At 64.0% G+C, this 11090-nt stretch carries 8 protein-coding genes; 6 read left to right on the forward strand and 2 right to left on the reverse strand.

Annotation, left to right across the window (positions count from 1 at the left end; translation table 11 throughout):
• The first annotated feature begins 910 nt into the window (after nt 1-910).
• Both ACV1FX_RS18925 and ACV1FX_RS18930 read left to right on the forward strand, forming a co-directional pair.
• Nucleotides 911-2161, forward strand: coding sequence for a multidrug effflux MFS transporter (locus ACV1FX_RS18925; protein ID WP_473119066.1), 1251 nt, complete (start codon nt 911-913; stop codon nt 2159-2161).
• A gap of 61 nt (nt 2162-2222) precedes the next feature.
• The gene (locus ACV1FX_RS18930) at nt 2223-2354 is read left to right on the forward strand and encodes a hypothetical protein (RefSeq protein ID WP_473119067.1); all 132 of its coding nucleotides are present in this window, start codon (nt 2223-2225) and stop codon (nt 2352-2354) included.
• 28 nt (nt 2355-2382) lie between these two features.
• Here the strand turns inward: ACV1FX_RS18930 and ACV1FX_RS18935 are convergent, their stop codons facing one another.
• Together ACV1FX_RS18935 and ACV1FX_RS18940 are read right to left on the reverse strand one after the other, a co-directional pair.
• The gene (locus ACV1FX_RS18935; RefSeq protein ID WP_473119240.1) at nt 2383-3981 is read right to left on the reverse strand and encodes a glycosyltransferase family 39 protein; all 1599 of its coding nucleotides are present in this window, start codon (nt 3979-3981) and stop codon (nt 2383-2385) included.
• 210 nt (nt 3982-4191) lie between these two features.
• Nucleotides 4192-5799, reverse strand: coding sequence for an ABC transporter substrate-binding protein (locus tag ACV1FX_RS18940; RefSeq protein ID WP_473119068.1), 1608 nt, complete (start codon nt 5797-5799; stop codon nt 4192-4194).
• 272 nt (nt 5800-6071) lie between these two features.
• Between ACV1FX_RS18940 and ACV1FX_RS18945 the strand changes: the two genes are divergently transcribed.
• From ACV1FX_RS18945 to ACV1FX_RS18960, 4 genes are all read left to right on the forward strand, one after another.
• Nucleotides 6072-7202, forward strand: a complete 1131-nt coding sequence (locus ACV1FX_RS18945) for a M20/M25/M40 family metallo-hydrolase (protein ID WP_473119069.1) — start codon at nt 6072-6074, stop codon at nt 7200-7202.
• A gap of 193 nt (nt 7203-7395) precedes the next feature.
• Entirely contained in the window at nt 7396-8337 is a 942-nt protein-coding gene (locus ACV1FX_RS18950) for an ABC transporter permease (RefSeq protein ID WP_473119070.1), read from the forward strand.
• Between the two features lie 9 nt (nt 8338-8346).
• A complete protein-coding gene (locus ACV1FX_RS18955) occupies nt 8347-9234 on the forward strand; it encodes an ABC transporter permease (protein ID WP_473119071.1) in 888 nt (295 codons plus the stop codon).
• Between the two features lie 192 nt (nt 9235-9426).
• The gene (locus ACV1FX_RS18960) at nt 9427-11073 is read left to right on the forward strand and encodes an ABC transporter ATP-binding protein (protein WP_473119072.1); all 1647 of its coding nucleotides are present in this window, start codon (nt 9427-9429) and stop codon (nt 11071-11073) included.
• The last annotated feature ends 17 nt before the right edge of the window (nt 11074-11090 follow it).

Below are 11090 nucleotides of genomic sequence, written 5' to 3' on the forward strand. Positions count from 1 at the left end.
ATACTCAGCAATCAGGAACCGCCATTTCTGAAGGTAGTTCCGTTCAATCGTCCGATCGAAGCTATTGTCGCGCATCGAACCCTCCCTGCTGGGCTGGATTCGATCACCGAATTAATGAACTTGCACAGCAACGATGAGTAAGACAAGCGTGTGTGTGAAATACTTCACACGCATCGGAGCCCTAAGGGACAATTGCGACGGCGAAGAGCGATGGGGCTTCGCCAGTCTGCCTATGCTGCAAGCAAGACGCGACGCGGTCTTCTCGCTCGCCTTAGCAACTGATTTGGCCTCGCGGCCGGCGCGGCTTGCGTCCCGAGGACAGAATTCAGACCTGATCGCGCCCAGCTCTGCACCTTCCCCAACTTGGCCAAGTTTCTGCCAATGAAAAGCGCGATACGTTTTGCAATTGCTCCTCATCCTGATACCCCTTGTCGTTCTCCCGGAAAGAAGTGGAGTAAAGTTTGGTGCTGGGCCTTCTTGTCCTCCTGATCCTTCTGTCGATGTCCTTCGCCGCCGGCTATTTCACGCGCGATCATCTCTCGCGTAGACGACGCGAACAGGCGCGCAGGTGGAAGGGCTATGTGGAGCCCGAATGGGTGCGGCCGGCGAACTCGAATGAAGCTATATCTCGCCCGGAAACTTCTCCCGCCGAGCTCGGCGATTTGGGACAAATGCTCGATCGCTGGGAGAGCAGAGCCCGAGCCCGGAAATCAGGGGCCTCTTCTTGACGAGGCGGTGAGACCTGCATCAACCACCGAGCAGGCGCGTTCTGTTCAGCGCGGCTATGACGAGCGACGGCCAATACCCCACGCGCCTTCCTCCCACCTCGCCTACCTGCCATCCCAAAACGCAGCTTGTGCGCCGCAACAGTCCCGCTACATAGGCCTCTGCGAATGCAGAGGTAGCTTCCTTGTCCGACGTCAATGCCGACAGTTGGGTGTCCTCGGGACACCGCCCGATGGGGTTTCCGGAATTCGTCGTCGTGATCGCCGCCATCATGGCGCTGAATCCGCTCGCGATGGACATGATGCTGCCGGCGCTGCCGAACATCGGTGCTGCTTTTCATATTCCCGTCGCCAACCATCTCCAGCTCGTGCTGTCGACATTCCTGATCGGGTTCGGCGCCGGGCAGTTCGTGATGGGGCCGCTATCGGACCGGTTCGGCCGACGGCCGGTGCTGCTCGGCGGCATGACGGTCTATGCGATCGCGAGCGTGCTCGCGGTCGCGGCGCCCTCGTTCGAAACGCTGCTGCTGGCGCGCGCGCTGCAGGGGCTCGGCACCTCGGCGACGCGGGTGATCGCAACCTCGATCGTGCGCGACTGCTATGTCGGCCGGCGCATGGCGAGCGTGATGTCGCTGGCGATGATGGTGTTCATCGCCGTGCCCGTGATCGCACCATCCTTTGGACAAGCCGTGCTGCTGGTGACGCATTGGCGAGGCATCTTCATCGTGCTGATGGCCTATGGCCTGCTCGCGCTCGGCTGGACCGTGCTGCGCCTGCCGGAGACCTTGCCCGAGAGCGAGCGGAAGTCACTGGCGCCGCGCGAGGTGCTCGACGCCTTCCGCCAGACGCTGACCAACCGGCAGACGCTCGGCTACGCGATCGCCGCGGGCTTCGTCATCGGCTCGCTGTTCGCCTTCGTGTTCTGTGCGCAGCAGGTGTTCACCGGCATCTACCATCTGGGCCATTATTTTCCGCTCGCCTTCGCGGCGATCGCTGCCGGCACTGCCATCGCAGGCTTTGCGAATGCGCGGCTCGTCGGCCGCCTCGGCATGCGCGTGATCTCGCACGGTGCGCTGGTCGGCTACGCGCTCGTCGCCGGCCTCATGCTGCTCACCGCGAGCCTGCACGTGCTGCCGCTGTGGCTGTTCATGGCGCTCTCGGCACTGATGATGTTCTCGTTCGGCATGATGATCGCCAATTTCACCGCGCTGGCGATGGAGCCGCAGGGCCACATCGCCGGCACCGCCTCCTCGCTCTACGGCTCGATCACGACGCTGTTCGGCATCGTTGTCGGCATGACGATCGGCCAGAGTTTCAACGGAACATTGCTGCCGTTCTCGGCCGGCTTCTTCCTGTGCACGCTGGCCGCGCTCGCCGTCGTCGCCATCGTGGAGAAGGGCCGGCTGTTCCAGCCGCATTATCGCGCGAACGCTTGAGCCGCGCGCGGGGAACTTCGCCCGCTCCCCCATGTTGTCATGCAGCAATCGGAGTTACGACATGGAACCGAAGACCAAGAACCAACCGGCCAAGAACGCCGAGGAGGTCGAACAGGATAACAGGGAACGGCAAGAGACCACCCTGCCCTTCGCAAGCGAAGGGCTCGAGCAGCTCCGCGACAGCCATTGTTGAGAAAGCGCGCTATCGCTGAGAAACTGCGTTATCGCGGCGCGCGCTTGCTTGCGCTGAAATCATCCGCAGTGCTCGCAGGCGGCTCGGTCACATCATCATGCGGCGGGACGAGCAGCAGGACCAGCTTGCGCGTTACGCCGCCCTGGCCGAGCAGTTGCGCCTGAAGGCTGAATTCGCGCCGAACGAAATCCCCGGCACGCGCAGACGTCTGTTCCATCCAGCGAAGGCAATCGGGCTGGTCGCGGAAGCACAGCGCCGCCCAGCCACGCTCCAGCGTTCTCTTGCGAGGCAGGCCCCATGTATATTGATAGGCGAACGGCCGCGAGTACTGCGGACGATCGGGGCTGTAGAAGGCGGCGGCAAAAGCGAGCGCATCGTCGCCGCTGACGGCTAACAGCGGCACGCCGGTGAGATCGCGCCACTGCCGCGTGAGCTCGGCGGCCGCCTCGTGATAATATTCGCGGCCCTCTTCATAGCCGTGCGCGTTGCGGTAGAGGGCATGGATGGGGGCCACGACCACGAGGGCAACGACGCTGACGCCCGCAACCAACACCGTAGCATTGACGGCATAGAAGCGCTCGATCGGATAGCGCGTGCCGCACACGATCAGCACGACGAACAGGAACAGGCCCTGCAGGGCCCATAGCGACGGCAGGTCGGTGCCCACGGCGAGCGAGGTCAGCATCGGAAAGAGCAACGTGCCGAGCGCGACGTAGAACAGCAGCTTCAATCCCGGATCCATCGCGCCGAAGTCGGCCGGCAGGCGCTTCAAGCGGTCTCCCGCAATCATCACCCAGGTGACCGCTGCCGCGCTCATCGCCGCGACGAGCCCAAGCGCAAACGACTTCACCTCGCCCAATGCCGTGGCGAGGTCGGCATTGGCATGCGCCAAGGCGTAAGAGAAGGTCGGGGCACCCGTGGTCGCGAGCCAGTGAAGATGCGGCGATAGAGCCAGAAGACCCGTGACGGCGGAGATCCAGGGCGAAGCCGAAGCGAAATAGGCTCGCCGCGCCGGATGCGTCGCTGCAGCCAGCACGAAGCTCGCGACCAGGAAAACCGAATAATATTTTCCGACCATCGCCAGCGCCGTCGCAAGACCCACGGCAACGGCCCAGCGCGCCGCGCGCGTCTCGTAGGCACGCAGGAAGCAGAAGGTCGCGAGCGGCCAGGTCGCCAGCAGCACGCTGTTGGCGTTGAAGCGCTGGGCGTGGAATTGATAGGCCGGCGTCAGCATCAACAGCAGCAGCACCAGAATGCGCTTGTGGCCGCTCACGAAGCGGCGCGAGATCAGGTCGACGAACCACAACGCCAGCGCGGCATTCGTCATCGCCATCAACTGCATCGACCAGTCGCTCAAAGGGAAGATCGCGGTCCAGGTGGCCGCTACCCACCCCATCAGCGGCGGATGTTTTGGATAACCCCAGGCAAAATGCCGACCCAGCGTCCAGGCCTCAAGCGTATCGGGATGCAGACCGGCGCCGAAATAGGCGACCACGAGATAGAGCGTCCAGACTGCGGTGAAGGCCGCGAGCAGCAGCGGCACGGCCCAGCCGGCCTCCACACCGTCGAGCCAATGCAGGAAAGGACGGCGCCAGCGCGCAGGCGCGCGGTCCGAGCGTTCGGCCATCGCCTGGAATGCAAAATCTATCGGCACGTCATTTCGAATCGACCGAGGAAAAGAAGCGGCGGAGCGGCGCCATCTATTTCAGCCAACGGAACAAATAGCAACGATCGGAAACTGGAACGGTTAAAGGCGCAGCTCGCCGCACACAAAAAAACTGGCCGGGGCAACTGCCCCGGCCAGTTTCAGCCTCGTCCGCTCGGAAAGGGTCGTGCCCTACTCGGACTTGTCCACGTTCCACCAGACCGGCGTTGCCGGGCCATCCAGCACACCGGTGAGCGACTTGCGCCAGCCGCTCGGCAGCAGATATTGGCCGAGCGGGATGTAGATCACCTGCTCGTAGGCCTCCTGCTGGATGTCGGCAGCGATCTTCTTCTGCTCGTCGAGCGAGCCCGCACGCACAAAGGCATCCTTGAGCTGTTCGATCTTGGCGTCCTCCGCCCAGCCGAACCAGCCGCCCTTCTTGCCCTGACCGCCGATCGAGAGATTGGCGATCGGGTTGGAGACGTCGGCGGCGACCCAGTTGGTGAAGAACATGTTCCAACCGCCCTCTTTCGGCGGCTTCTGGCTGGCACGACGGCTCACCACGGTCTGCCAGTCGGTCGCCTGAAAGTCGACCTTGAATCCGGCTTCACGCAGCAGCTGCGCCACCACGATCGGCTGCGCCTTCAGCGTGGTGACGTCGCCGGGTCCCATGATCACGACCGGCGTGCCGTCATAGCCGGCCTCGGCGAGCAGCTTCTTGGCTTCCGCCATGCCATTGCCCTTGATCAGGGTCTCGGCGCCGGCGTCGGTCGCAAGCGGCGTATCGCACACGAAGAAGGCACCGCAGACCTTCTGGTATTTCGGGTTGCCGACGAGCGCGTCGAGCACGTCCTTCTGGTTCATCGCCAGCAAGGCAGCTCGGCGCAGCTTCACGTTGTCGAACGGCGGATAAAGGAAGTTCATCCGTCCGAGCGTCTGGAAGCCGAACTTGTTCGAGACCTCGATCGTGAGTTCCTTGTTCGCCTCCAGGATCGGCAGCATGTCGTACGGCAGATTTTCGATGAAATCGATGTCGCCCGATTGCAGCGCGTTCACCGCGGTCTGCGAGTCCGGCATCGTGATCCACTCGACGCGGTCGACCTTCACCACCTTAGCCCCGGCGGTCCAGCTCGACGGCTCCTTGCGCGGCACGTAATCGGTGTTCTTCTCGTAGACCGCCTTCACGCCCGGCTGGAACTCAGCCTGCACGAACTTGAAGGGACCGGAGCCGATCTGCTCGGGGATCTGCTTGTCCGGCGGCGTCTCGGCGAGGCGCTTCGGCATCATGAAGGCGACGCGCGAGGACGGCTTGCCGATGGAGTCGAGCACGAGGCCGTAGGGCTCCTTCAGCTTCAGCGTGATGGTCTTGGCATCGGTCGCCTCGAGGCTGGCGGTGAAGTCCATCAGTTTCTGGCCCATGCCGTCGACCTTGGCCCAGCGCTGCAGCGAGGCGACGCAGTCCTCGGCCGTCACGGGCGTGCCGTCATGCCATTTCAAACCGTCGCGCAGCGTGAAGGTGTAGGTGAGCTTGTCGTCGGAGATCTTCCAGTCCGCCATCTGCGGCTGGATCTTGAAATTCGAATCGGTCGCGATCAACGTGTCGTAGACCATGTAGCCATGATCGCGAGTGATGTAGGCCGTGGTGAAGATGGGATCGATGATCCTGAGGTCGGAGTGCATCACCGCCGTGATGGTCTTGCCTGCGGCAAGGACCGGCGAGCCCAGTGCGGTGAGCGCGACGGCCGACAGCGCGAGTTTGGAGACGATTGCGCTGCGTCCCCGGCGCAAGAAGTGGAACATCGAAGTTTCTCCTGACGTGAAACTGGTCAAAGGCAGGTTATTGGTTGAGCATTCGGATCGTTCTTTAGGCGAACCAACCTCATGCGATACCTTTTTCTTTTCGAGACTTGCAGAGCGCATCGAGGGCGTCAATCCGCTTTCGCTGCATGCCCATGCAAGCGCGCGTACGGGCTCCGTGTTTACGCGTTTCGCTCTACAACGAGTTTCACCGGTCGTTTCCTGACTGCACTGCAACGCACGTTCCGCGCGTGCGAAGCCTGAAGAGGCCATCCATGAATCCAGCCAACCTTCCGTTCGATTCCGAAGTGATGCTGCAAGGTCTGCGCGCATGGGTCGAGTGCGAAAGCCCGACCTGGGACGCGGCTGCCGTGAACCGCATGCTCGACCTCGCTGCGCGCGACATGGCGATCATGGGTGCGACGATCGAGCGCATCGCCGGACGACAAGGTTTTGGCGGCGCCGTGCGCGCACGCTTTCCCCATCCGAAGCAAGGCGAGCCCGGCATCCTGATCGCCGGGCACATGGACACCGTGCACCCCGTCGGCACCATCGAGAAGCTGAGATGGCGGCGCGAGGGCAACAAGTGCTACGGCCCCGGCATCTTCGACATGAAGGGCGGCAACTACCTCTCGCTCGAAGCCATCAGGCAATTGGCCCGCGCCTCCTTCGTAACGCCGCTGCCGATCACAGTGCTGTTCACGCCCGACGAGGAAGTCGGCACGCCATCGACCCGCGACATCATCGAGGCCGAGGCTGCCCGCAATAAATACGTTCTGGTGCCCGAGCCGGGCCGTCCCGACAACGGCGTCGTCACCGGCCGCTACGCGATCGCGCGCTTCAACCTCGAAGCAACGGGTCGGCCAAGCCACGCCGGCGCGACGCTCTCGTCGGGTCGTTCAGCGATACGGGAAATGGCCAGGCAGATCCTCGCGATCGACGCGATGACCACGGAGGATTGCACCTTCTCGGTTGGCATCGTGCATGGCGGACAGTGGGTCAATTGCGTCGCCACCACCTGCACCGGCGAAGCGCTCTCGATGGCCAAGCGCCAGGCCGACCTCGACCGTGGGGTAGAGAAGATGCTGGCGTTGTCGGGCACAGCCAACGACGTGAGCTTCAACGTGACGCGCGGCGTCACCCGCCCGGTGTGGGAACCGGATGCCGGCACCATGGCACTCTATGAGAAGGCGCGCGGCATCGCACGCGAGCTCGGCGCCGAGCTGCCGCATGCCAGTGCCGGCGGCGGCTCCGATGGCAATTTCACCGGCGCGATGGGCATCCCGACCCTCGACGGCCTCGGCGTGCGTGGCGCCAATGCCCACACGCTCGACGAGCACATCGAGATCGACAGTCTCGCCGAGCGCGGCCGATTGATGGCGGGGCTGCTCGCGACGCTGGCGTGACGGCGCAGCCGTCATTCCGCGGCGCGTCGAAGATGCGAACCCGGAACGACACTGTGGGGTCTCGCAAAGCGAGTTGGCTGCGTCGCACAAAGCGCGACCACAATGGCATGGGAATTGCTGAATTTGGGTCACAGGCAGAACCATGCCATGATGGCGGGCGCTGCCGGTTTGACTCCAATCTGACGGATCCAACTTGCTCGGATATCTCGTTCGTCGCATCCTCGCCGCCGTTCCCGTGATGGGCGTGGTCGCGCTGTTCGTCTTCCTGCTGCTCCGGCTCACCCCGGGCGATCCCGCCGCGATCCTCGCCGGCGACAACGCGACGCCCGAGCGGCTCGAGCGCATTCGCGCCTCGCTCGGCCTCAACGACCCCTTGATCGTGCAGTTCATCACCTGGATCAACAAGCTGCTGCACGGCGATCTCGGGACATCTCTGATCTCCAACCTGCCGGTGCTGAAGATGATCGGCCAGCGCGTCGAGCCGTCGATCTCGATCGCGCTCTCCACCATCATCCTCGCCGTCGTCGTCGCCGTGCCGCTCGGCGTGATCGCGGCCTGGAAGCACGGCACCTGGATCGACCGCTTCGTGATGGGCCTCTCGGTGCTCGGCTTCTCCGTGCCGGTGTTCGTGGTCGGCTATGTCCTGATCGAGATTTTCGCAATCGACCTGCGCTGGGTGCCGGTGCAAGGCTTCAAGAGCATCACGGCCGGCTTCGGACCGTTCTTCGAGCGCATCATCCTGCCGACCTGCGCACTGTCCTTCATCTATATCGCGCTGATCGCGCGCATGACGCGGGCGGCGATGCTCGACGTGCTCGGCGAAGACTATGTGCGTACCGCACGGGCCAAGGGCATTGGCGAGGTCGCGGTGATGATGCGGCATGCGCTGCGCAATGCCGCGGTACCCGTGATCACCGTGATCGGCACCGGCTTTGCGCTCCTGATCTCCGGCGTCGTCGTCACCGAAAGCGTGTTCAACATTCCCGGCATCGGCCGCCTCACGGTGGATGCGGTGCTGGCGCGTGACTATCCGGTGATCCAGGCCATGATCCTGCTGACGTCGCTGATCTATGTCGTCGTCAACCTCCTGATCGACGTCGCCTACACCCTCCTTGATCCGCGGATCAGGTATTGAGGCTCGAGCATGTCGGTTGGTACTCTTCCCCAGTCGTCCATCCCCATCACCTCGCCGCTACGGCCGCGGTTCGGTTTCCTCACGTCGACGCCGATCATCGCGGCTGCGACGATCTGCCTCGCGCTGATCGCACTGATCTCGATCCTTGCGCCGCTGATCGCGCCGCATGATCCGGTCCTGCTCGCGCCCTCGCAGCGGCTGAAGCCGGCCTCGGCGCAATTCCTGCTCGGCACCGACGCCTTCGGCCGCGATCTATTGTCGCGCGTGATCTATGGCGGCCGCGTCTCGCTGCTGATCGGCATCGGCTCCGCGGTTTTGTCGATCGCCATTGGTCTGGCGATCGGCCTCGTTGCAGGCTTCTTCAAGCTGGTCGATTCCATCATGATGCGCGTCATGGACGGTCTGATGGCGATGCCGAGCATCCTGCTCGCGATTGCCGTCGTATCGCTGTCGGGCGCCAGCATCTGGACCGTACTGGTCGCGATCACGATTCCGGAGATTCCGCGCGTGGCGCGCCTGGTGCGCTCCGTCGTCCTGTCGGCGCGCGAAGAGCCTTACGTGGAAGCGGCGATCTCGGTCGGCTCTTCCCTGCCGAAGATCATGTGGCGCCACCTGATGCCGAACACGATCGCGCCGCTGATCGTGCAAGGTACTTATGTCTGCGCCTCCGCGATCCTCACAGAAGCCATCCTCTCCTTCCTCGGCGCCGGCATCTCGCCGGAGACGCCGACCTGGGGCAACATCATGGCCGAGGGACGCCAGTTCTTCCAGATCAAGCCCTCGCTGATCTTCTGGCCGGGCCTGTTGCTGTCGCTCGCGATCCTCAGCATCAATCTGATCGGCGACGCCGCCCGCGATGCACTCGACCCCCGCATGAAGCAGCGGGAGGGCAAGTGATTTGTCTCGCCGCCCCTCCCCTTGTTCCGTCATTGCGAGCCACCGGGTCCGCGCGAAGCGCGGCCCGATGACAAGCTCCGCGAAGCAATCCAGGCTGTATCCGCGGAAAGATTCTGGATTGCTTCGTCGCTCAACGCAAAATTGCCTCGCAATTTTGTCGCGAGTTCCTCGCAATGACGACGGAGTAATTTGATGACCAACACCGTCCTCGACATCAACGACCTCACCGTCTCCATCGGCAAGACGCCGAATGGCCCGAAGATCATCGACGGCATCTCCATCCAGGTGCGCGAGCGCGAGACGCTGTGCCTCGTCGGCGAAAGCGGCTCCGGCAAGTCGGTGACCTCGCTCACCGTGATGGGCCTGTTGCAGAAGGGCTCGCTGAGGCCGACCGGCGGCAGCGTCAAGCTCGTCGGCGAGGAACTCCTCACCGCAACGGACCGCCGCCTGAGGCAGTTGCGCGCCACGCAAATGGCGATGATCTTCCAGGAGCCGATGACCGCGCTCAACCCGGTCGTTCCTGTCGGCCGCCAGATCGACGAGGTGCTGCGCGCCCACACCAGTCTCGACGCCAAAGCCCGGCGCAAGCGCATCCTGGAGATGATGGAGCAGGTCCGGCTGCCGCAGGTCGAGCGCATCTTCGCCTCCTTTCCGCACCGCCTCTCCGGCGGCCAGCGCCAGCGCATCATGATCGCGATGGCGCTGGTGCTGGAGCCGAAACTGCTGATCGCCGATGAGCCGACCACCGCGCTCGACGTCACCACGCAGAAGCAAATCCTCACCTTGATCCGCGACCTCCAGCGCGACCACGGCACTGCCGTGCTGTTCATCACCCACGACATGGGCGTGGTCGCGGAAATTGCCGACCGCGTCGCAGTGATGCGGCAGGGCCGCCTGGTCGAAACCGGCACGCTTGATTCCGTGCTGCGCAATCCCACGATGGAATACACCCGCAACCTGCTCGCCTCGGTGCCGAGCCTGGTGCCGCGCGCGGCGCGGCCCGAAACCAAGGAGCCGGTGGTGCTGGAGGCCAACGACCTCAGCAAGGTCTATCGCGAGCGCACGTTCTTCGGCAAAGGCCGAGAGGTGGTCGCCGCCGACAAGGTCACCCTGACGCTTCGCAAGGGCCGCACCCTCGGCATCGTCGGCGAAAGCGGCTCGGGCAAGTCGACGGTGGCGCGCTGCATCGTCCGCCTGATCGATCCGACCTCCGGCGGCGTGCGCCTCGCGGGCCGCGAAATCTCCGACCTGTCGCGGCGGCTGCTCCAGCCGCATCGCCAAAAGATCCAGATCGTGTTCCAGGATCCCTACCGCTCGCTCAACCCGCGCGTCAGCGTCGGCGAAAGCATCGCTGAGGGGCCGATCAACTACGGCGTCTCGCGGGTCGATGCGCTGAAGCGGGCGCGTGAGCTCTTGGAGCTGGTCGGCCTGCCGGCTGATGCGGTGGCGCGCTATCCGCACCAGTTTTCGGGCGGCCAGCGCCAGCGCATCGCCATTGCACGCGCGCTCGCGCTCGATCCCGACGTGCTGGTTGCGGATGAAGCGGTCTCCGCACTCGACGTCTCCGTGCAGGCACAGGTGCTGGAACTTCTCGACGAGATCCAGAAGCGGCTCGGCATCGCGATCCTGTTCATCACCCACGACCTGCGCGTTGCCGCGCAAATCTGCGACGAGGTCGTCGTGATGCAGCACGGCCGCGTGGTGGAACAGGGCCCGGCAGCAGAAGTGCTGACGCATCCGAAGGAAGCCTACACCAAGTCCCTGCTCGATGCGGCGCCAGGCCGCGGCTGGGATTTCGCCAATTTCCGGCCGGTGGAAGGCGTGGCGGCAACGGCGTAGCCGCCCCCACGCAACGT

This window comes from Bradyrhizobium ingae (assembly GCF_055791185.1).

Coding starts and splice junctions, on each gene's coding strand:
- ACV1FX_RS18930 (WP_473119067.1), top strand. CDS start 2,223: ATGGAACCGAAGACCAAGAACCAACCGGCCAAGAACGCCGAGGAGGTC.
- ACV1FX_RS18935 (WP_473119240.1), bottom strand. CDS start 3,981: ATGGCCGAACGCTCGGACCGCGCGCCTGCGCGCTGGCGCCGTCCTTTC.
- ACV1FX_RS18940 (WP_473119068.1), bottom strand. CDS start 5,799: ATGTTCCACTTCTTGCGCCGGGGACGCAGCGCAATCGTCTCCAAACTC.
- ACV1FX_RS18945 (WP_473119069.1), top strand. CDS start 6,072: ATGAATCCAGCCAACCTTCCGTTCGATTCCGAAGTGATGCTGCAAGGT.
- ACV1FX_RS18955 (WP_473119071.1), top strand. CDS start 8,347: ATGTCGGTTGGTACTCTTCCCCAGTCGTCCATCCCCATCACCTCGCCG.
- ACV1FX_RS18960 (WP_473119072.1), top strand. CDS start 9,427: ATGACCAACACCGTCCTCGACATCAACGACCTCACCGTCTCCATCGGC.